At 36.7% G+C, this 20,350-nt stretch carries 23 protein-coding genes and 1 pseudogene; 8 read left to right on the top strand and 16 right to left on the bottom strand.

Annotated features, from left to right (window positions below; translation table 11 throughout):
* A partial coding sequence (gene cbiM / locus ACJROP_RS05885) for a cobalt ECF transporter S component CbiM (RefSeq protein WP_406534556.1) occupies positions 1 to 367 on the bottom strand: 367 nt, incomplete at its 3' end.
* 198 nt (positions 368 to 565) lie between these two features.
* On the opposite strand from cbiM, the gene pyrF reads away from it, so the two are divergent.
* Together pyrF and ACJROP_RS05895 are read left to right on the top strand one after the other, a co-directional pair.
* Positions 566 to 1,213, top strand: a complete 648-nt coding sequence (gene pyrF / locus ACJROP_RS05890) for an orotidine-5'-phosphate decarboxylase (RefSeq protein WP_406534557.1) — start codon at positions 566 to 568, stop codon at positions 1,211 to 1,213.
* 81 nt (positions 1,214 to 1,294) lie between these two features.
* Positions 1,295 to 1,537: a DUF5654 family protein gene (locus tag ACJROP_RS05895; protein ID WP_406534558.1), complete on the top strand. Its 243-nt coding sequence runs from the start codon at positions 1,295 to 1,297 to the stop codon at positions 1,535 to 1,537.
* Between the two features lie 41 nt (positions 1,538 to 1,578).
* Here ACJROP_RS05895 and ACJROP_RS05900 read toward each other — a convergent pair whose 3' ends face one another.
* The 8 genes from ACJROP_RS05900 to metG all read right to left on the bottom strand — a co-directional run bounded on the left by ACJROP_RS05900 (position 1,579) and on the right by metG (position 9,934).
* Positions 1,579 to 2,106 carry a hypothetical protein gene (locus tag ACJROP_RS05900; RefSeq protein WP_406534559.1) on the bottom strand — a complete coding sequence of 176 codons (528 nt, stop codon included), beginning with the start codon at positions 2,104 to 2,106 and terminating at the stop codon, positions 1,579 to 1,581.
* Positions 2,107 to 3,030 (bottom strand): deoxyhypusine synthase, encoded by a 924-nt coding sequence (locus tag ACJROP_RS05905; RefSeq protein WP_406534560.1) that lies wholly within the window; start codon positions 3,028 to 3,030, stop codon positions 2,107 to 2,109.
* A gap of 15 nt (positions 3,031 to 3,045) precedes the next feature.
* The gene (locus ACJROP_RS05910) at positions 3,046 to 3,948 is read right to left on the bottom strand and encodes a CBS domain-containing protein (protein ID WP_406534561.1); all 903 of its coding nucleotides are present in this window, start codon (positions 3,946 to 3,948) and stop codon (positions 3,046 to 3,048) included.
* 207 nt (positions 3,949 to 4,155) lie between these two features.
* On the bottom strand, positions 4,156 to 4,824 hold the full coding sequence (locus ACJROP_RS05915) for a 2,5-diamino-6-(ribosylamino)-4(3H)-pyrimidinone 5'-phosphate reductase (protein ID WP_406534562.1): 669 nt from the start codon (positions 4,822 to 4,824) through the stop codon (positions 4,156 to 4,158).
* Between the two features lie 8 nt (positions 4,825 to 4,832).
* Positions 4,833 to 5,846, bottom strand: a complete 1,014-nt coding sequence (locus ACJROP_RS05920) for an MraY family glycosyltransferase (protein ID WP_406534563.1) — start codon at positions 5,844 to 5,846, stop codon at positions 4,833 to 4,835.
* Between the two features lie 36 nt (positions 5,847 to 5,882).
* Complete coding sequence (locus ACJROP_RS05925) at positions 5,883 to 6,347, bottom strand: helix-turn-helix domain-containing protein (RefSeq protein WP_406534564.1); 465 nt, start codon at positions 6,345 to 6,347, stop codon at positions 5,883 to 5,885.
* Positions 6,348 to 6,351: 4 nt separating this feature from the next.
* A complete protein-coding gene (locus tag ACJROP_RS05930; protein WP_406534565.1) occupies positions 6,352 to 7,932 on the bottom strand; it encodes a DUF530 domain-containing protein in 1,581 nt (526 codons plus the stop codon).
* A gap of 10 nt (positions 7,933 to 7,942) precedes the next feature.
* Positions 7,943 to 9,934 carry a methionine--tRNA ligase gene (metG, locus tag ACJROP_RS05935; RefSeq protein WP_406534566.1) on the bottom strand — a complete coding sequence of 664 codons (1,992 nt, stop codon included), beginning with the start codon at positions 9,932 to 9,934 and terminating at the stop codon, positions 7,943 to 7,945.
* 158 nt (positions 9,935 to 10,092) lie between these two features.
* On the opposite strand from metG, the gene priL reads away from it, so the two are divergent.
* Entirely contained in the window at positions 10,093 to 11,418 is a 1,326-nt protein-coding gene (gene priL, locus ACJROP_RS05940; RefSeq protein WP_406534567.1) for a DNA primase large subunit PriL, read from the top strand.
* On the opposite strand, the gene ACJROP_RS05945 is transcribed toward priL, so the two are convergent.
* On the bottom strand, positions 11,419 to 11,934 hold the full coding sequence (locus tag ACJROP_RS05945) for a hypothetical protein (protein ID WP_406534568.1): 516 nt from the start codon (positions 11,932 to 11,934) through the stop codon (positions 11,419 to 11,421).
* A 104-nt stretch (positions 11,935 to 12,038) separates the two neighbouring features.
* Between ACJROP_RS05945 and priS the strand changes: the two genes are divergently transcribed.
* Both priS and ACJROP_RS05955 read left to right on the top strand, forming a co-directional pair.
* The gene (gene priS / locus ACJROP_RS05950; protein ID WP_406534569.1) at positions 12,039 to 13,016 is read left to right on the top strand and encodes a DNA primase catalytic subunit PriS; all 978 of its coding nucleotides are present in this window, start codon (positions 12,039 to 12,041) and stop codon (positions 13,014 to 13,016) included.
* A 1-nt stretch (position 13,017) separates the two neighbouring features.
* On the top strand, positions 13,018 to 13,275 hold the full coding sequence (locus ACJROP_RS05955; protein WP_406534570.1) for a hypothetical protein: 258 nt from the start codon (positions 13,018 to 13,020) through the stop codon (positions 13,273 to 13,275).
* On the opposite strand, the gene ACJROP_RS05960 is transcribed toward ACJROP_RS05955, so the two are convergent.
* Positions 13,270 to 13,854, bottom strand: a complete 585-nt coding sequence (locus ACJROP_RS05960) for a thymidylate kinase (protein ID WP_406534571.1) — start codon at positions 13,852 to 13,854, stop codon at positions 13,270 to 13,272. The genes ACJROP_RS05955 and ACJROP_RS05960 overlap by 6 nt on opposite strands.
* A 4-nt stretch (positions 13,855 to 13,858) precedes the next feature.
* A complete protein-coding gene (gene cofH / locus ACJROP_RS05965) occupies positions 13,859 to 14,977 on the bottom strand; it encodes a 5-amino-6-(D-ribitylamino)uracil--L-tyrosine 4-hydroxyphenyl transferase CofH (protein ID WP_406534572.1) in 1,119 nt (372 codons plus the stop codon).
* A 170-nt stretch (positions 14,978 to 15,147) separates the two neighbouring features.
* On the opposite strand from cofH, the gene comD reads away from it, so the two are divergent.
* Both comD and comE read left to right on the top strand, forming a co-directional pair.
* Positions 15,148 to 15,645 carry a sulfopyruvate decarboxylase subunit alpha gene (gene comD, locus ACJROP_RS05970; RefSeq protein WP_406534578.1) on the top strand — a complete coding sequence of 166 codons (498 nt, stop codon included), beginning with the start codon at positions 15,148 to 15,150 and terminating at the stop codon, positions 15,643 to 15,645.
* 4 nt (positions 15,646 to 15,649) lie between these two features.
* Entirely contained in the window at positions 15,650 to 16,186 is a 537-nt protein-coding gene (comE, locus tag ACJROP_RS05975; protein ID WP_406534573.1) for a sulfopyruvate decarboxylase subunit beta, read from the top strand.
* Here the strand turns inward: comE and ACJROP_RS05980 are convergent.
* Entirely contained in the window at positions 16,179 to 16,541 is a 363-nt protein-coding gene (locus tag ACJROP_RS05980) for a hypothetical protein (protein WP_406534574.1), read from the bottom strand. The two genes, comE and ACJROP_RS05980, sit on opposite strands and share 8 nt — an antisense overlap.
* A gap of 124 nt (positions 16,542 to 16,665) precedes the next feature.
* On the opposite strand from ACJROP_RS05980, the gene ACJROP_RS05985 reads away from it, so the two are divergent.
* Entirely contained in the window at positions 16,666 to 16,926 is a 261-nt protein-coding gene (locus tag ACJROP_RS05985; protein WP_406534575.1) for a MarR family transcriptional regulator, read from the top strand.
* Here ACJROP_RS05985 and hdrA read toward each other — a convergent pair.
* The 3 genes and pseudogenes from hdrA to ACJROP_RS06000 all read right to left on the bottom strand — a co-directional run.
* Complete coding sequence (hdrA, locus tag ACJROP_RS05990) at positions 16,921 to 19,230, bottom strand: ferredoxin:CoB-CoM heterodisulfide reductase subunit HdrA (protein ID WP_406534576.1); 2,310 nt, start codon at positions 19,228 to 19,230, stop codon at positions 16,921 to 16,923. The two genes, ACJROP_RS05985 and hdrA, sit on opposite strands and share 6 nt — an antisense overlap.
* Entirely contained in the window at positions 19,227 to 20,168 is a 942-nt protein-coding gene (gene hdrB, locus ACJROP_RS05995) for a ferredoxin:CoB-CoM heterodisulfide reductase subunit HdrB (RefSeq protein ID WP_406534577.1), read from the bottom strand. Before hdrB ends, hdrA begins: the two co-directional genes overlap by 4 nt.
* Positions 20,165 to 20,350, bottom strand: a pseudogene (locus tag ACJROP_RS06000) (heterodisulfide reductase subunit C); the annotation flags it as partial. The gene hdrB and the pseudogene ACJROP_RS06000, both read right to left, overlap by 4 nt.

Consider the following 20,350-nt stretch of genomic DNA (forward strand, 5'->3'; position numbering starts at 1 on the left):
CTGCTAATGGACCTACGATACCCATTGAGAAAATGTTTGCACCTAAAGTGGTTAATCCACCGTGAGCAAGTAATAATGCTTGGAAAATAAGTACGATAGTTGCGAGTACTGCGGTTACAGCAGGTCCGAATAATGCTGCACCTAATCCGTTACCACAAGGGTGTGAACAACTTCCAGTAACAGAAGGTAGTTTCAAAGATGATAAGATGAACATGAATGCACCGCTTACAGCAAGTAAAGCTTTGGATTCAGGGGTTTCATCTACAATTTTTTTGATTTGATAAATACCAAATGCCACAACGATGAATGATATGACGAACCATATTATACACCATGTTACTGGTAAATATCCTTCCATAATATGCATATATAATTTCCTCCAAATAACCTATCAATATAATTTGATAAACTACTCAATAAAAATTTAAATTACATTTAAAATTAATTAAAGTTTTATTGATAATATTATTATATAACTTATTATATATAAATATTATTAGTAATACTATAAACAAAGTTTAGGATAACCTAATTAAAATAAAGACGAATAACAAAGATGATAAAGATGAATATAAAAAATAACTTGATTTTAGCACTTGATGTGATGAGTGAAAGTGAAGCCATTGAAATTTGTGATTCAATAAAAGATTACATTGACACAATAAAGATAGGTTACCCATTAGCACTTGCAGAAGGCCTTGAAATAATCAAAGTTTTAAAGGACAAATTTGGATTTAAGGTAATATGCGACTTTAAAGTTGCAGATATCGATGCTACAAACTCAAAAATCTGCGATGAAACATTCAAGGCAGGCGCCGATGCAATAATATGTCATGGATTTGTTGGATCCGACAGCGTGCAAGCATGTCTCGACATGTCAAACAAGCATGGAAAGGAATTGTTTTTGCTAACTGAAATGTCACATCCCGGAGCAAAAATGTTCCTGCAGAAGGATGCTGAAGCGATTACCAAAATGGGTGTCGACATGAACATAAAGAACTTCGTGGCTCCAGCAACAAGACTCGACAGATTAAGCACAATTAGAGAGATTGTGGGTCCAGACGCATTTATCATTTCTCCAGGTGTCGGAAAACAGGGCGGCGATGGCAAAAAAACTCTCGAATATTCCAATGCCATAATCGTTGGAAGAAGCATTTATGAATCCGAAAATCCAAAACATGCATGCGAAGATTTGATAAAATCACTCAAATAAAGTTAAACTATTTAAATCAAAAGAAATAAAAATATTATTGTTCTATAAAGTGAACGTTAAAGTTAAATGAGGTGATAAAAAATGGCAGATGATGTAACAAAATTAATTATGGAAACAATCTTAGCATTAATTACAACTGCATTCGCATTTGTAGCAGGTGAAGCATGGAACAGCGCGATTCAAGCATTAATTGAATCCATCATCGGTGCAGGAGATGCACTCCCAAGTTTGTTCACTTACGCTATCGTTGTAACCATTATCGCTGTAGTAGTCACTATACTCATTGCTAGATTAGCAGCTAAAATGGGCGTAGAAGACGATTAAACAATAAAAGGAATTTTTTAATTCCTTTTTAACTTCTTTTTTTAATTAAACTTTTCAAAAACAATTCCTGCAAATTCATAAGCTATTTCAAAGGATATGAAGCATAAAAATATCCAGATATCAAAAATGCCAAAAATAGCTAAAACCAAAATCACAACTTTCATCACAAAACGATATTCAAAAAATAGATTTAGGAATATATTATCTGTGTATCTGGAAATTAGTTCATGACCTACCTCATCTGAAAATGCAGCTAAAATACAGATTAATAAAATTACTAAGCTTAACTCTGGAAAACCAAAAATTAAGCAAATGATAATATAGATGATTAATGTGATTATATGGTGAATTCCATCTACTTTTAGGGCTATAAAATTGCCTATTAAAATAGCCAAGAAAATATAAGCCGCTTCAACACTGTAAACGGTTGCAAAAGCTGACACAATCGCACATAAAACACCTAAAATGCTTGCAAACTTCAAATCGTTTTTTACATCATACAAATCGTCTGAAAATTTCATGAAAAATCCAGACAGTAAAAATAAAATTGCTAAAATAATATAACTCATCTAATCACTGTCAATTTTATCAAGAGCGGCTGCATAAATCAATGGGAAAATAACAGTAACATCACCAACAACACTTGCAAGGTTAGATCCACATTTTGCCTTTGCCCAAGACTTTGCTTCCTCTAAAGGCGCTCCACCCAAACTGCCCGCTTCGGGCCTATCCAAAGTAATTTGAATAGCAGCGTCAAGACCTCCCTTTATAACATTAGATGCAAGAGTGTAGTGCTTTGTAAGTCCACCGCCTAAAAGTATTGCACCAACTTTTTCAGAATCAAAGACAATATCGGATAGATAAGGCATATCGCCTACTGCACTAATTGTAAAATCATGGTCTTGGGTGAAAATCCATAACTGAAGACCCATCATCGAATCAATGAGTCCTGGTGCAAATATTGGAACGTTATTTCTTGCGGCACTGGCTACAAATGAATTCTCATCATCAACCAGAAGTCCGATTTCATAAAGCAATTCCTGAATTGAAACGACTTTCTTTCTTGATGATATTTCTTCAAATATTTTGATGATTTCATCCTCAAAAATTGTAAAGGCATCAGAACCTACATTAATGTCTGCAATACGGCCAATTCCCTCCTCATTTAATTCTTCATCATCTTTTCCTTCATGACTATAATGGGATCCGCCGAATGCTTCAACAAGGTCATGTGTAATATTGGCTCCGCTGGATACTATCAAGTCAACATGGCCATCCCTAATCATTTTGGATACGATATTTCTCATACCCCCCGGAATTAAAGGACCTCCAAGACTCATGAAAATATTCATGTCATCATCATTAATCATGTCAACCAATATAGCACAAGCTCTTGAAACCCTACCTGCACCTAAAACACCAGATTTATCAAATTCATCTAATAACTCTGATACTTTCATACCCTTGTCTATATCAATTGGATTTACTTTCATTTAATCACTTAAAAATTAATTTGTAATAATTGGAAACTGTTTTAAGTTAGTTATGCAGTCAATTAAATCGGTTCTTGTCACAATTCCAAGTAGATTGTTATCCCTATCAGCTATTATCAATCTTGAAATGGATTTTTTAAGCATTACTTCAATTGCATTGGCTATTTTCAAATCTTCATTGACAATCACAACATTTGTGGACATCAAATCGCCAACAGTCATGTCTTCATTATCTTCAGCTATTGCCCTAACCAAATCTGTTAATGTAAATACTCCTACAACTTTTCCGTCTTTCATTACAGGAGCTCCATCAATTTCATTTGAGGCCAATTTTTTTGCGGCCTCTTTAATTGTATAATCCATTTCAAATGAGATTACGTCTTTACTTGCAATTTCACCTACGCTTTTTTTAGGAATGCTTCTGATTGTAGTGGTATCGACTAGCAGAATATTGTCCATGTCATCCCTTCCGACAATCTCGCCCATTACTCCTAAATTATTTACGGGAGTCGGACCAATCCTGACAATATCGCCTAAATTTAAATCTTTAATGCTTCCTAAAACCTTAATTGCGGCTTCACACTCAGTAGGTTGTGGAACGCTTGTGAATTCAATTCTTGCAACTGAAATGTCTTCCATCCTTTCACCATTTTTATAAATCGGCACTTTGGAATCCTGATCTGAAACTTTAATATTCAAAGAATGGTAAGCTTCAATTGTAGGTTTATATCCTCCTCTAGGGCCAGGTACGCCTTTAACCAAACCCAAACTTCTTAAGGATTGCATCTGGTTACGTATTGTTCCGGGATTCCTGCTCATAACCTCAGCAATATCTTCTCCCTTAATAGACTTCCCATTAGAAGATTGATATAAATTAATTAATGTTTGTAAAATTTCCTTCTGTACAGATGTTAACATGTTTTCACCCATAACTTAAATAATATAATTATTTTTGTAAAGTATACTTAATAAATGTTAATGATTTATAATGTTAGTTAAAATAAGAAGTGCAAAAATATTTGAATTCATTCTTAATTTGCATTTGTTAACCCAAAAAATGATGAACCTAACTCTTCACATGTTCTCGGGAACAATCCTGCAATGCCAACCCTTTTCAAGACCAAATTATTTTAAAACTCTATATTTTAAAATCAAATCTTTTCCAAGTGAATATGAATCTGTTAACTCCAGTCTGACCGCTTCATCCATTGTGTCAAAGCCTTCACCGTCAAAGAAAGTCTTTGCATTTGCCCCTCCGACTATCATAGGAGCAACGCATATGCTAATCTCATCAATTAGGCCAGCCTTTATCATTGAAAAGTTCAGAGTTGATCCTCCTTCAAGCATCAACTTTTCAATTCCTTCCTCATGCAAATAGCTCATCAACGCTACAAGGTCAACCCGCTTATCTCCTGAAAAGAAAAACTTGACTCCCCTTTCCTGAAATGCATTATACTTTTCAGACTGTTTTAAATCATCCTTATATTCATTGGCAACGGCAATTATTGTTTTTGCATCAGCATTTGTTATTCTTGCATCAATCGGAGTTCTGCATTTGCTGTCAACGACAACGCGCACAGGATTGTCTTCGGGGTTTGCATCGACTTTGTGGACAGTCAGTCTTGGATCATCTGCTAAAACAGTTCCGATTCCGACCATTATCCCGTCACATTCCTTTCTGATTTCATGAACCCTTTTCAAGTCTTCACTGCCTGAAATATTGGAACTGCCAGTTGCAGTTGCAATTTTACCATCCAATGTCATTGCCGCATTCAATATTACATATGGCCTCATTTTCCACCTCATATATGATAGAACATTTCCTTTATCTGCAAGAAGTTCATTAATGTTTGGTTTTCAAGCATTCCCGGCATTATCAATGCTACAATTATACCAATTAAACCGAATACCAGTCCAATGGCCCATATTATTTTTACTGCATCTTTTTCTGCAATAGGTTTTCTTAAAATCAACCTGATTAATGATTTGAAACCTTGTTCCGGCCTTACCAATTTACCTTCATCATTTAACTGAGTCGGTTTTTGTTGGGAACGATTCATTACACCTGCGGAGTAGAATTTTAAAGCCGCATCAATAATGTTTGGCATTAATATGATAAATGCAATCAATTTTACCCTTCCAATAAATGCAATACATACGATAGCCGCCCCAATAATCAATGTTCCTGTGTCTCCAGGGAAAATCTTTGCAGGATATCTGTTAAAGTATAAAAATGCGATTAATGCTCCAAGCATGCTCATAGATATGATTGTTACATCGTATTTTCCTAAGATTATGCATGCTATTGTCAGTGATGCCATTGAAATGATGCCCAAACCTGATTCAATGCCGTTCAAACCTGCAAGCATATTTGTCAAGTTGGAACCTATTGAAAGTGCAATCGGAATTGAAATCAAATATAACCATCCTACATTAGGTGGTGCAGCCCATAACAATGGAAGACCTGCCAAAAACAATAGGAAGAATTTTTCCTTTGATGAAAGTGCAAGCAAATCGTCTACAATTCCAATAATTCCCACCAATAGGATTACAATCAATACAATGCAAAGCTTGGCTGTTAGGATGTCATGCATATAGATTCCGGAAAACATTCCGATAATGAATCCAAAAAGAATTCCAAATCCTCCCATTTCAGCAACAACGGGCTTCCAGGATTTATGAATGTCCTTTCCTACAATATCAGCAGCTTCGAGTTTTCTAATTATCCTTGGCATAGTCAATCTGGTTACGAAAAAAGACAGTAAACCACAGATTAGAGCTATCATGTATAACGGAAGTTGTGGTAAAATCATCATAATTAATCATATCTCATTCATTATTAAAAAAAGTAATTATTTTTTGTTTAAAATATAATAAACACTTCTAATTGGCATATCTAATTCATCAGCTATTTCTTTTGCAGATAACCCCTCACTTTTAAGTTGCCTTATTTTTCTATGATTGTGTTTTCTATGCCTATTGTCGAATTTTGCATCGGCTAACCTTAAAAGATAATATACCCTATTAAGTGAAATTCCTAGTCTTTCTGCAATTTCTTTTGGCTTTAGACCTTTATCTGACAGCTTCGCTACTTTAAACTCTGACCTGTGAGTTTGAGGCTTTGCACCCCAATTGTATTTCTTTTTAACTTCGATGCCTAACTGGTCTAAAGCATCAATGTATCTTTTTGATGTTCTATCATAGACGCTGGGAGCGCAAGTAATCTCGGATAGATTAGAATATGTCTCCAATAGCTCCACAATGGCTGCAGATGTCAACGCTTTTGTTACATGGACTGTAGTTACATTATCATCCATATAATCACCTGTTCGTAATTATGTCTAAAAAGTCCTTTGCTTTATCGCTTTTTGGATTTCTGATACTTTCAATGTTATCGATTTCCTTTTTTACCCGTGATTTGTTTACATTAAATGCATTGCTAATGCTGTCAAGGGAAATATCTGAATTTTCATGCACCAATGCAGCGCCTAAGGCAACATGGTTGAATTTAATGCCTGAATTTTTGATTTCCTTTTCAAATTTAAATTTTTCATATAACAATAAGTCCATTTCAGGAATTGGAATAATTTTGATAGCTGTACAATTATTTAAAATGTCAATTACTTTGGTATAAGTAGTCTGGAAAACTTTCCTTTGTTCTCTATCTAATTCAACTCTGATATAAGGAAATGGGCCGATATCAATCCTTCGTGCATTGTTGGAAGTTGTTAGGTAATATCTGAAAATATCCCAAATTATAAGCGTTGGGGCAATATTTTTCAATATGTTTTTATATATGTTCTCTCTTTTTTTCAAGTCCCTGCTAAGAGATCTGTTAATGTTGCCGTACTTATCATAATAATTTAGATTTTTGAATTTCTCTTCGATTTGGGATTTTCTCCAAGCTTCAATTGCATCCGAATCATATTTATCAATAAAATCAGGAGTCTGATTTTCAAATTCTGCTATAATCTCATCGTATTTATTGATTCTTTTAAAATCAGTTAGATTTCTCTTTAATATGTCATCTTTAATACCATATATTATTTCTTCAGCGTATTTTACATAACCGATAGCCAGTGCGGTTCTGGCATGTTTATCATCGATTATAGCGGGTTTTGTCCGGTAAAAAGTTAATCTATCAAGCCTTACATCCTTGCCATAAATCCTTCTAATTTCCTCTTCATAGTCAAATTCATGTTCAGATCCTAGATTGACTTTTTTTCTAACCAACCTATTGTTCTTATCTCTAAATTTAACTACAAGAGAAATTGTTTTTACAGTGCCCTTACGTTCTTGTTTCAATATGTTTAAAACCTGATTAAGGGATTCTCTTGCATATTTTCCAAGTTCGTTTCTCAATACCATATAATTGCCAGATAATGGCAGGTAGGGAATAATTTCAATTCTGTGAGTTGCTTCGACTCTTTTTTTAAATGTGAAACCCTGATTTCCACAGGTACATTTCCCTTCCATTTCTTTATATTCACTCATTGAATATTTATTATAGCAGGAATTGCATTTTACATATCCAAATTGTTCAAGGTTTCCGATTGCAATTTTATGAGAGTCAATGGCTGATTTTATCCTATCTAAAATGTTTTTTCGGGCATTCGCTTTCATCCTGAAAATTTGGTTGTTTCGGCTATTTTCACCAATTTCATCCATTGCAACTTCTGAACCTAACTTTGTACCGTATTTGTTTATGGGCATGAAAGGAGCGGCATATCCCTGCGCATCCATATCATCCCTTAAGTTTTGTAAATAGTTTAACCTGTCATCTAGTTTAAAATAGAGTTTTTTGAAATTTTCAAAGTTTTCAATTCCATCTAAGCTAATTGAATCCTTTTCTATTTCTTTTAAGTAGTTCTCGGCTTTGTTTACTAGGGCAGACTCTTGCATTTTAATCTATTTATTGAATTCTTTCGCCGACTTTCCCGTTTTCATCAGGAGATAACAATGCACCGCTTTCGCCTGTAGCTAAAATCATACCTTGAGATAATGTTCCGAAGAGTTTTGCAGGCTGCAAGTTAGCGACAACACATACTTTTCTGTCCACTAGCTCTTCAGGAGAATAAAATTTGGCAAGCCCTGCAACGATTTGCCTTGGCTCTTCTTCGCCGATATCCACTTTCAATTTCAATAGCTTGTCGGATTTTTCTATTTTTTCCGCTTCCAATACTTGTCCAATCTTAATTACTACTTCATCAAAATCATCAATGCTAATTAAATCACTCATATTTTCATCCTCACTGCTTTCTTTTAGGTTTTCTTGCAATTTTGCCTTTTCGGCTTCAATCACTTCATCATCAATCTTTTTGAATAATGGTTTTGCCTTATTGATTGCATGGCCTGACGGAAGGAATACCGCCGCATCATTCCATTGAGACAAATCGTCAATGTTCATTATTTTTGCTATTGCATCAGCTTTGGTCGGCAGGTACGGTTTCAATGTGAAAGCCAATGCCTTTGCCAGTTGATTAGATAAATAAAGGCAATTAGCTGCCTTTTGCATGTCCTCTTTTACTGCTTTCCATGGCTCTTGGTCATTGAAATATTTGTTTCCTTTTTTGGCCACTTTAAATATTTCAAGCAATCCTTCCCTAAATTCAAAGTTAGAGATATATTGACCAACTTTTGCAGGCAACTCTTCAATGGCCTTTTTGAATTCTTCATCTTCATCGGAAGGATTTGCATATTCAGGGATTTGGTTGTCAAAATACTTGCGGGTAAATGTAAATGTCCTGTGCAGGAAGTTTCCGATCACATCAGCCAATTCGTCATTGTTTCTTCTTTGGAAATCATCCCATGAAAAGTCGGAATCCTTATTCAAAGGAGCATTGATTGTCAAGAAATATCTTAAAAGATCCGGGTCATAATCCTTTACGAAATCAGCAATCCATATAACCCAATTTTTGCTTGTAGACATCTTTTCCCCTTCAAGTGAGAGGAATTCACCTGCATAAATCATATCTGGCAATTTGCATCCATATGCTTTCAAAAGGCCTGGCCAGAAGATTGAGTGGTGGTAAATGATATCCTTTCCTATGAAATGGACAACAAAGTCATTCCAATACTCTTCCCATTTAAGTCCTGATTGGGCTGACCATTGTGATGCTGATGAGATGTAACCAAGGAACGCTTCAATCCAAACGTACAATACCTTGCCTTTTGCCTCATCAAGAGGTACTGGAATACCCCAATCCATATCTCTTGTCAAAATCCAGTCATTCAATCCGTCATCCAGCCAGTTGGCAGCATAGTTTTTGACATTGGCCGGCAAGTTTTCATTGTTACTGATGTAATCCTTCAAGTCATCCTCAAATTCTGATAGCTTGAATGCATATTGGAAAGTATCTTTGATGATAGGAGTTGTTCCGCAGGTAATGCAGTGCGGTTCGTCAAGTTCTGTCGGGTCAAGAGCCCTTCCACATTTTTCACAGTGGTCTCCCCTTGCTTCAGATCCGCAGACCGGACATAATCCTTCGACATACCTGTCCGGCAAGAATTTATTACAGTTCGGACAGTATAATTGTTGGATATCTTCCCTGTATATGAAGCCGTTGTCATATAAATCCTTAAAGAAGTTCTTGGCTATCTCATAATGGGCTTCATCAGTGGTTCTTGTAAAGTTGTCCAGAGAGATGTTCATTGATTCTACATCTTTTACTATTAAATCGTGATATCTTTTTGCAATTTCAATCGGTTTTTTGTTTTCCTTATCTGCCTTAACTGCAATTGGAGTTCCATGCTCATCTGTTGCGCAAACCATTAAAACGTCATTTCCAACCATACGATTGTACCTTGCATATATGTCTGCAGGCAAATAGGTTGAACGGATGTGTCCCAAATGACATGGTCCATTTGCATAAGGAAGTGCACATGAAATGAAAATTTTTGACATTTATTCAATCCCCTTTATTATTTTAAACATTTAATAAATATGTTGCTCATATATAATAAATTATTATTTTTAACATTGTTATATAATACTAAAATAAAGTCAATATTGATTTTAAAAATGAGCAATCTATTTAAAATATGAAATAAAAAGTTAGAAACATGGCTGAAGTTTCTTATATAAACCCATTGTCCGACGAAGGAAGAGGAATCATCAGAAAATATGGGGATTTAAATCAGATATTCGAAGAAGATGAATCGCTAATAGATTTATGTGTCCATACTACCAATCAAAGAATTTCAGATGACTCCCTAATTCCAAAATCATACCATGATTTGGCTATAAAGCGCATCCAATGGGCAATCGAGAAGAAAAACAACAAGAACTTCACACAATCAGAATTCGAATACTTGACAAACAGTGAACTATTCCAGCAGGATGTCGTGACATTCCACATATTGTGCCAGGCAATTGCAATCCAGTTCAACCTTGGATCACGTGAAACAAGACTGTTCATTGAATCACAGGGAACACTCATTTTGGAAAGGCTTGCAAAGATACCTCCAATGGCAAGGGCAGACATAATAGATGAAGTGCTTGATGAGGTAAAGACTGACGGGGCAATCGAGTGGAAATCACTTAAAGATGTCGTGGCATCAAAAAAACTTAAGCTTACCGACTTGTTGATTGACAATGGAAATATCATACTTCAACAGGACGACTTTCTAGATAGATTTTCAGACAAATTCCACGACAGAAGTCCGGATAGGATGTATAACATCTTAGTAGGAGAAAGCGTCAAGGAACAGATTCTTTCAAGACTGATAATGCAGAAAACCGAAGAGTACATTGCAAGAATCAAGGAGATGTCTGCAAGAATTGAAATCCATCCTGCAATCATCAAAATCGGCGAGGAGCTGAAGGAATTCATTCCGGATGAAATCAGCAAATACAACCAATATTATGCTGGAAGCGGAGGAATATACGGTTCAGTTCAAGCTGGAAAACTGAATCCTGATGCGTTTCCTCCTTGTATTAAGACAACCGTTGAAGGAGTATCTTCAGGAGGACGTAACGATGCAATCGTGCTTCTTTTAACTTCATTCGCTTCATATGCAAGACTATATCCAAGAATATTTGCATCAGACGAAACCGTGAAAGTTTCAGACATGGATCCTGATTTGAGCATTACTGAAAATGAGATTCTGCCATTGATTTTTGATGCGGCAGACAACTGTTCACCACCATTATTTGAAGACCAGCCACAGGAAAAAATAAACATCATATCAAAGCTGGGTTTTGGAATGCATGAAAAGGTTGATATCAACCACGAAGGCGAAACAAAATGGTACACACCGATGAGCTGCGAGAAAATTAAGATACACCTGCCTAACCTATGCCATCCGGACAAGTCCTGCAAAGGCATCAACAACCCGTTATCCTGCTACGGACGTAAAAAATATCAATTGGATAATCAGCAAGAATGATTACATACTATGCGGTGAAAATGAGAATGGATTATGGTTTTCATATATCGCATCATAATACTTATTCAAGATAGCTGTTTCCCACATATTGTAATTGGCCTGTTCCTCTTTTTTGAAATTATATGCAAGAAGCCCGATTTTTCTCATGTCCTCATCAATTCCCTTTATCTCACAGAATTCTGTTATGATATCCGGAACATATTCGCTCGGTTCTGTGCTGCTGAAATCAAGAAACTCCTCATATTCCTTTTCGGAGAAAAATTCCTCTTCATCAATCGGATCTTCATATGAATCTATTGTGAACAGTTCAATGTAAATATTATCGGCCAATGGAAGCTGATTGAATTCTATTCCAAGCCCGTAAACCCTGCCGTTCTCTAAATTCAGTACCGTATGGCCTGTTCTGATTCCCGCCTGCCAGTTTTCATAGGCAGGCCTTACAATCTCTTCGGGCGTTAGGCTTGACAAGATTACTTTTAGATGCTCAACTCCGATTACTTCAACTATCTCTTCCATAAACTTATTTTAACAATCATAATTAATAAAAGTGTGCAAAATCATTACTCTGCAAATGCACACTTACCTAATAAATATATACTTTAAAAAAGTAACTTATAATCATGTTTTCTAAAGCCAGCCTGAAAGAGAGAAGACAATATTACCGTGAAGAATGGTCAGTCAAAGACTTGCCTGAATTCATATCTACCGATTTAAGGAAAAGGGAATTCGGTTTTGACCATAACGGTAGAGGACCTAACGACAGATATAAGGTATTCAGAGGTCCCGAGTCTTTAAAAAAATTCCTAAGGTATAAGGCTCCCTTTGCAGCTTACATTTCAGTAGCTTTCTACAACAATCCCCGAAGGCGAGAAGATTGGCTCAAGGCCGAATATATTTTCGACGTGGATGCAAAGGATATTCCAATCAGAACTTGTCAATGTGATGGGGTATGTGAAACCTGTCTTGGAGAAGCTTTAGAAATCGTGAACTCATTAATTGACACATTGGAAGGCGATTTGGGCCTGAAAAACATACATTTGGTTTATTCCGGAAGAGGATACCACATCAGGATTCTGGATGAGGAGATGATGACAGCAAACAGCGAGCTAAGGTCCGAAGTCCTGAAATATGCCGCAGGCGCTGAAGTTCCCAAATCCCAATTCATCAACTCCGAAGTTTCAAACCAGAGCTTCAACTTTGAGCATTTCACAATTCCGGTCGGCTATTCCAAAATATTTACCGATAAGGTCAAGTTCAACATTCAGCATTTGGTTGGCAATGAAAAGATTGACGGCATAAATCCGAAGCTGATGAAGGACATCATGGCTTCAAGACATCACCTTGAAAATGACAATTGGGGCTATTTCAAAAGGGATATCGGCCCTAGAAGATATAAAAATCTTGTTGAAGCGATGGCTCGTGTAAACCTTGCAACAATTGACGCCAAAGTTACAATCGATTTGAAAAGGATTTTAAGACTGCCTTCTTCACTTCACTCAAAGGTGAGCATGAAATGCATGGAAGTCAAAAACAGGGAAACATTCGATCCTTTGGACAAGGCAGTTCCTAAATTCGTTTATGAAAGAAAAGGTGTTTAGAATGGATGAAATTTTGAGAGAAATCTTAAGGAACAACCAGTATTTTGAAGAGGTTAACCCTGACAGATATATTCCAGAGTTTTTAGGATTAATCGTTAATGGCGTTGTTATATATCATGTCAATTGGATTGATATAGTTGAAAAAGAGATTGTCTTCATGCACAAGGACATCCAAACCCATCCAATTGCATCACTGCTTTTGGAAAATCTAAACTCAATGATGATAATCACCAATGAAGGCATAAAAGAAGTATTATGATAATGCCTTATCTGATTCTAGACATTTTGCAATAATTTTTTCGGAAATTACCTCCGGAGCATCATCGGCAGGAATGACATTCCATTCGTAAAGCACTTTGCTTGCCCTTGAACGAGTTTCTCTAAGTGCTTCAATGTTTTCAAACATTTCTTCCTCTTCGTTGCGTGATTTTATTCTTCTTAATGATTCTTCAGGACTTACATCCAAAAAGAACATGCAATCTGATTTTGGAAGAATGAATGAAACTATTTTATATACAATTACATTCACTACATTCGGCAGGTATGCAACCGCCAAAGTGTATCTTGAAAAAATAACAATATCAGTATTTTTATTATAACAGTACATCTGAACTGACCTAAGCGCATCGAGGCCAAAATAAAGTGTAGCCTTAAGATGGTTGATTTTACCTGTCTTTAGAAGAGCCTGCTTTGATTTGCGGCCGAATTTATTATCATTACATGGATGTGACCTTACGGTAACGTCCCTGCCTTTGCTTTGATACATCTCAGAAAGCAGCCTCACTTGCGTATCCTTACCGCAGCCATCCAATCCATCAAATGCAATAAACTTATTCATGGTATCACTCTATCTGATAGAATTCAGTATATGTAGAATTCCTTTCAATCGGATTTCTGCCCAGGTCTTTTACCATCCTTGAAAGAGTATCGATTGACGCTTCAACACCGTCAGGCGCACCTGACGCCTCGGACAATTCATCTCCTCCTAATGTTCCACCCAAATCATTGGCACCTGCAGTCAGCGCCACTTGAGCAAATCTGAAACCCATCTTCACCCATGACACCTGAATATTTGGAATCAGATCCCTAAGCATCAGCCTTGAAACGGCATATAACTTTAAATCCTGAGTTCCTGTAGCTCCAAGATTGGATTGGCCTTCCAAAAAGATTGGAGAATACTCATGCATAAATGTCATTGGAATGAATTCTGTAAAACCACCAGTATCCTGTTGGATTTGTCTGATAATATCAATGTGCTCTACCCTTTCTTCTAAAGTTTCCACATGCCCGTACATTATTGTTGCAGAACCTGGAATTCCGACTTCCTGAGCGGTCTTTACGATGTCTATCCATTCGGAAACGCTTACCTTTTCCGGACATATGATTTCTCTGGACCTGTCAGTCAAAATTTCTGCTGCAGTGCCTGGCAATGTGTCAAGACCTGCCTTTTTAAGTATTTCAAAACCTTCTGCAATACTCATGCCAGAAACTGAACATGCATCTCTGACCATTGTCGGTGAAAATCCGTGTATTGCAACATTAGGATAGTTGTCCTTCAATAGGGTAAGCAGATGCTCATAGTATTCGATGTCTGCATCTTCAAGCACTCCACCCATCAATGTGAATTCACGGGCTCCGTTTCGAACGGCACCTTCTGCTTTCTCTAAAATCTGCTCGTCATTTAAAAGGTATGCATCAGGATCGTCCGGATCCCTTCCAAATGCGCAAAAGCCGCATCTGACCCTACATATATTGGTAAAATTAATATTGCAGTTATTAATGAATGTAACATCATCACCAACGATTTTCTGCCTCAGATAATCGGCAGTTGCAAGCAAAGGATAAAAATCAGCCCCCCTAATATTCATCAGATGATTGGCTTCATCAACACTAATTTCCTCATCTAATGATTTGGTTAAAATTCTTTCTGTTTCAGAAGAAATTGGTAGTTTATCAAACATGATTTTATATTACTCTTATTTTAAATAAAAAGGTTTCTATTAATCTAATCAATAATCTTAAAATTTACATTAATAAAAATGAAAATATGATATTAATATTCAAAAGATTTCAAATTGAATGGATATCTATAATTTAAATATCATTTCATACAAATAGTAATCAAGAAGTGATAAATATGGATAGTAGTGAAGCTATTTTTGATGCCATTAAAGATGTTGGAATCGATTTTGTCGTAAGCGTTCCATGCGTAAATCTATCAAGAATATTAAACATGATTGATGAGGACGAAGGAATAATACACGTTCCTGTAACACGTGAAGAGGAAGGAATAGGAATATGTGCCGGAGCATATCTTGGCGGCAAAAAGCCGGCTATATTAATGCAGAATTCCGGGCTTGGAAACTCAATAAATGCATTGAAATCATTGACTGAGCTATACGAAATGCCGCTGATTATGATAATGAGCCACAGAGGAACTGAAGGGGAAAGCATTTGCGGACAGGTCCCAATGGGAATGTCAACTCCAAGAATATTGAAGGCAATGGACTTCAAATTTTTCAAGCCAGGAACTCCTGAAGGCGCATATGAAGACATAAAGGAAGCTTGGGATTTGTCAGTTGAAGAGGGAAAACCTGTTAGCATATTATTGGAAATTAAATACTGGTGATAATATGGCAAGAAGAGAAGCTATTGAAGAGATAATGAAATACATTGACGATGAATTGGTCATTTGCAATATCGGATTTCCATCAAGGGAATTATACGATATCAAAGACAGGGATGAAAACTTCTATATGATAGGTTCAATGGGACTTGCTTCATCAATAGGCCTTGGATTGGCACTGGCACAACCTAACAGGGATATCGTTGTAATTGATGGAGACGGATCACTTCTTATGAATATGGGTTCACTTGTAACAGTATTTGCAAACAATCCCAGAAACTTGACTTGGATTGTAATAGACAATGGTGCATATGGCTCAACAGGAAATCAGGACACCTATGCTCAGGTTGTGGATTTGGTTGACGTTGCAAGAGGAGTCGGATTTAAAAATAGCTATGATTTTAGAGATATCAACTTAAAGGAATTCATAAAAAGCGATGATGCAAGCTTTATAGTCTATAATACTGAATCTGGTAATTCCAAAGCACCTATTATAGATTTAAGCCCAGTTGAAATCAAAGAAAGGTTTATGGATATCATTTAAGAATATATGTTCTGACCAAATAGCCAATTCCCCTACAGACACAATAGTAAAACAGCCCTACAATAAAGCATATCAAAAAGAAAAATATAAATGAAAGAGGATTTGACGCCATTGAGGACAAACCAGGTACAATTGCCCCTAAAGTACAGTAAAGGAATATTGCAACACCTATCAATTTGGCTTTAGACAATCTATACTGACCATTTTCTTCAATATAGACTATTTCTTTAATTAATTGCCTATATGATACATCTTCGATTACTTTAGGAATTCTTACAGTTACCTTTTTGCCGCAATTCGGACAAAAATCACCTTCCCTAATTTCACTACCACATTCACTGCAAAATTTAGGCATAATAGTAAATATATACACAATAATTAATAAGTGTTTTTTAATTATGTTTAAATTATTAATAAACACATATAAAAGCATATAAATGATATATAAAGATTTTTATTTATATCAATTAATTATTATCATGGATGAGAAAGAAATTTTTGAAATACTTGGCTATGTTAAGATATCTCCTTACAGAACAAACACACTAAAATCGATTGGCAATGAATTGAAAATGCCATCAGAAATTGCAAACACCCTTGACATAAAAACAAGCCAAGTTTCAGCTGCACTTTCTGATTTAAAAAAGAAAGAACTGGTAACCTGTGTAAATGAAGAAGTAAGGAAAGGTAGACTATACAAATGCACAAATTTGGGAAAAGAAATCATAAAAAGATTATAATTCTGACCCATCCAACTCTGCAATTTTTTTATCGAATTCTATGAATTTACGAGCAAGCCCTGAAAAGTACGGAATATAAACTTTTGAAAATGTTACTCTTCTTGGATCTTCACCTAACTCTTCAATCCTGTCTTTTACCCGTTGTATTTTACGTTCCACTTCATCATACATTAAATCCCCAGGGAATTCACCTATAAATACACCATCAGCACCATTTTCAAGTGCATATCTGATATGCCTTGGCCTTACCCTATTTACAGATATTACCTTAATGATATGTATTGATTCAGGATAGGATAATCTGTTCACTCCAATATTGTCTGCAGCAGTATATCCTATATTATCCAAGAACACCAAAATCATGCGCTGATTGTCTTGCTTTTTAGAAAGTACTCCCTTAATTGTGGACATGATTTTTTCATCAATGTTACCATTTACTGTAATTGCCCTTTGATTGCATCCGATTAAACATTTTCCGCAACCCATGCAGCTCATCGGGTCAATGTAAACCTCATCGTTTTGTATGCTCATTGATTTGTATTTGCATCTTGAGATACATTCGCCACAAAGTATGCATCTTTCATTATCAATCTCTGCAATGAACGGCTCTATTTCCACTCCACCATAGTTGTACTCGCTAACCTTTGAAGCAGCAGCAGTTGCCTGCATGATTGAGTCTGTAATGTCTTTTGGATCCTGTGCTGTTCCGCAGACAAATATTCCCTGAACATCAGTGGCTACAGGCTTGATTTTTGGATGTGATTCCTTGATAAAACCGTCTTCTGTAGTTCCTATATTCAATATTTCAGCTATCTCTTTAGTGCCTTCTGACGGCTCCATTGCTGTTGAAAGCACTACCATGTCAGCTTCGATTTCAACAAATTCGCCCTTAAGGGTGTCTTCAGTCCTTACAATGAAGTTGTCTCCTTTCTTAACCACTTCACCCGGACGTCCCCTTAGGAAACGAACCTCATTTTCCTGGGTGTGCTTGTAGTACTTTTCAAACATTCCTGGAGTCCTAACATCAGTATAGCATATCAAGACATCAGTATCAGGATATTTGTGCTTGATGATGTTTGCATTCTTGAGCGCAACAGTACAGCATATCTTTGAACAGTACTTGTGCCCGTCCGGCTTTTCGTCACGGGACCCTACACACTGTATCATTACGACACGTTTTGGAACCTCACCGTTTGATTTAAGAAGCTTTCCTTTTGTAGGTCCGTTAACACCGGTGATACGGCCCAGTTCTGATTGTGTTATCACATCATCATAGCGGGTGTATCCGTATTCAGGCCTTTTTTCCATGTCGAATAGCTTATGGCCTGTTGCAACGATGATTGAACCGACCTGAAGAAGGCATTTTTCCGGCTTTCTTTTTAATTTAATGGCCCTCATGCTGCATGCCCTAAAGCAATCCCCACATTTTGAACAGTTTTCCATATCTATTACATATGCTTCCGGATAGGATTGCCCAAATGGCCTATAAATAGCTTTACGCATTGATAAATTATCATTCCAGTCATTCGGAACTTCAACTTGACACACTTCGGCACATTTGCCGCATGCAATGCATTTTTCCTCATCGACATACCTTGGGGATTTCTCCAAAATCAGGTTATATGTTCCTGCACGCCTTTCGGCTTCGATGACTTTGGTGTTTGTCAATACCTCAATATTCTCATTCCAGACGATTTCATTCAATATTGGGTTTAATAGGCACATTCCGCATTCTTCAGCTATCTTTACAGGTGAGAATACCTTTCCTATCTTTGCCATATGCCCTCCGATTGAGGGGGACTGTTCTATAAGGGTTACCTTGTTTCCCTGCTTTGCAAGAGATAGTGCTGCATTCATTCCTGCGATTCCACCACCTATGACAGCCACTTCATCAGGAGTCTGACAATAGATTGGATCTACAGCATCTGATTGTTTAACTTTCTCGATTGATGCGTTAATGAGAGTAATGGCCTTGTGGGTTGCTTTCTCTTTATCTGAATGAACCCATGAACATTGTTCACGTATATTTGCCATGTCCATTAGATAAGGGTTCAGCGGTTTTACATAGTCCTGGAATGTTTTTTCATGGCTTATCGGTGAGCATGCCGCTACAACAATACGGTCCAAGTCATAATCGAATATTGCTTCCCTAATAAGCTTACGTCCATTTAGAGAACATAAGTTTTCGAATTGTCCAATGAATTCCACGTCAAGTTCACTGCGGACTTTGTCCAAATCAACAATGTCTGCAATGTTTCCCCCACATTCACATAAAAATACGCCAACTTTCAAATCATCCCTCATTTAGAAACCTCCTTCAACTCCTTAATGACTGAGTCAATCGGAACTGTATGGGCTTTAACACCTATGACCTTATCAAAGTCTCCCCCCATGGCCAGTGCAATGAACTGCGTTATGTTCAAGTGTATTGCCTTGAAATTCCTGCCTTCCCTTTCACCAATCAAGTGCTGATATCTGTCAAACTGAATATGGCAATTAGGGCATAAGTGAACCAGAATATCGACATCCTCATCATCGATTGCATTCATCTTATCGGCTGTAGCCGTAAATGACAGCTCAGGGTTAGAATACCTTTGCCTGAAACCTGTTCCGCAAGTAGCCCTTTTGTGGTCATACCAACCGATTGTCTTGCAACCGCATTCCTCTATGAGCTCGTCCATGATATTGGGATCCCTTACTCCCCCTATGGTATCTTCATAGTGCACCTTGCAGTAATGGCATCCGTGATGGGTGGCTATCGTATAATCACTTAAATCATATTTGATGTGATTTTTTATCTCATCCTTTTTGCCATAGAGAATGTCAACTACATGAAAAATGTTTTCAGTGGGTTTTAGGTCATCCTTTTCATATTTAAGGTGTGATAAGCCATTATCGTCAAATAATTTGTTAATGTGATTTCTCAAATCATCCTTTTTATTGAGCAATTTTACTGATTTTTTATTGATTGCATAGCATGTTGCACACATCATTACAAGATTAGGGCAGCCTTCCTCTTTAGCTATCTTAAAATTGCGCGCTCCAATAGCTGTTGTATCAATCTGGTCGAATACGTCAGAGTAATGCCCAAGGCCGGTGCAGCAGGTTTGCTTGTCTGAAATTTTATATTTTATACCCAATTTATCAAATACAAATTTTGTAGATGCTTCTACACCCGGATACTCTACACTTACAAGGCAACTTCTGAACAAAAGAATGTCCTTATCTGGAATGTACTTCATTTTTCAACCTCCTGAGTTGCTCTAATCCTTTCGATTTTGTCTTTAAACCCTGTTATTGTCAATATTTTACTTACTTCATCAATGACTTCCTTTGACGGCATCAATGGAGGGTCCAATTCCAATTCTTTTCTGATTTCATCCAGATTTTGCCTAAATTCCCACCATCCAGGAACGTCACGGTC

Source organism: Methanobrevibacter sp. (genome assembly GCF_045220775.1).
Lineage (GTDB): Archaea > Methanobacteriota > Methanobacteria > Methanobacteriales > Methanobacteriaceae > Methanocatella.

Coding starts and splice junctions, on each gene's coding strand:
- ACJROP_RS05985 (WP_406534575.1), top strand. CDS start 16,666: ATGGATGAGAAAGAAATTTTTGAAATACTTGGCTATGTTAAGATATCT.
- hdrB (WP_406534577.1), bottom strand. CDS start 20,168: ATGAAGTACATTCCAGATAAGGACATTCTTTTGTTCAGAAGTTGCCTT.
- ACJROP_RS05960 (WP_406534571.1), bottom strand. CDS start 13,854: ATGAATAAGTTTATTGCATTTGATGGATTGGATGGCTGCGGTAAGGAT.
- hdrA (WP_406534576.1), bottom strand. CDS start 19,230: ATGAGGGATGATTTGAAAGTTGGCGTATTTTTATGTGAATGTGGGGGA.
- priL (WP_406534567.1), top strand. CDS start 10,093: ATGGCTGAAGTTTCTTATATAAACCCATTGTCCGACGAAGGAAGAGGA.
- metG (WP_406534566.1), bottom strand. CDS start 9,934: ATGTCAAAAATTTTCATTTCATGTGCACTTCCTTATGCAAATGGACCA.
- ACJROP_RS05945 (WP_406534568.1), bottom strand. CDS start 11,934: ATGGAAGAGATAGTTGAAGTAATCGGAGTTGAGCATCTAAAAGTAATC.
- comE (WP_406534573.1), top strand. CDS start 15,650: ATGGCAAGAAGAGAAGCTATTGAAGAGATAATGAAATACATTGACGAT.
- ACJROP_RS05915 (WP_406534562.1), bottom strand. CDS start 4,824: ATGAGGCCATATGTAATATTGAATGCGGCAATGACATTGGATGGTAAA.
- ACJROP_RS05980 (WP_406534574.1), bottom strand. CDS start 16,541: ATGCCTAAATTTTGCAGTGAATGTGGTAGTGAAATTAGGGAAGGTGAT.
- ACJROP_RS05900 (WP_406534559.1), bottom strand. CDS start 2,106: ATGAGTTATATTATTTTAGCAATTTTATTTTTACTGTCTGGATTTTTC.
- ACJROP_RS05910 (WP_406534561.1), bottom strand. CDS start 3,948: ATGTTAACATCTGTACAGAAGGAAATTTTACAAACATTAATTAATTTA.
- ACJROP_RS05925 (WP_406534564.1), bottom strand. CDS start 6,347: ATGGATGATAATGTAACTACAGTCCATGTAACAAAAGCGTTGACATCT.
- cofH (WP_406534572.1), bottom strand. CDS start 14,977: ATGTTTGATAAACTACCAATTTCTTCTGAAACAGAAAGAATTTTAACC.
- pyrF (WP_406534557.1), top strand. CDS start 566: ATGAATATAAAAAATAACTTGATTTTAGCACTTGATGTGATGAGTGAA.
- ACJROP_RS05895 (WP_406534558.1), top strand. CDS start 1,295: ATGGCAGATGATGTAACAAAATTAATTATGGAAACAATCTTAGCATTA.
- ACJROP_RS05955 (WP_406534570.1), top strand. CDS start 13,018: ATGGATGAAATTTTGAGAGAAATCTTAAGGAACAACCAGTATTTTGAA.
- ACJROP_RS05920 (WP_406534563.1), bottom strand. CDS start 5,846: ATGATGATTTTACCACAACTTCCGTTATACATGATAGCTCTAATCTGT.
- ACJROP_RS05905 (WP_406534560.1), bottom strand. CDS start 3,030: ATGAAAGTAAATCCAATTGATATAGACAAGGGTATGAAAGTATCAGAG.
- priS (WP_406534569.1), top strand. CDS start 12,039: ATGTTTTCTAAAGCCAGCCTGAAAGAGAGAAGACAATATTACCGTGAA.
- ACJROP_RS05930 (WP_406534565.1), bottom strand. CDS start 7,932: ATGCAAGAGTCTGCCCTAGTAAACAAAGCCGAGAACTACTTAAAAGAA.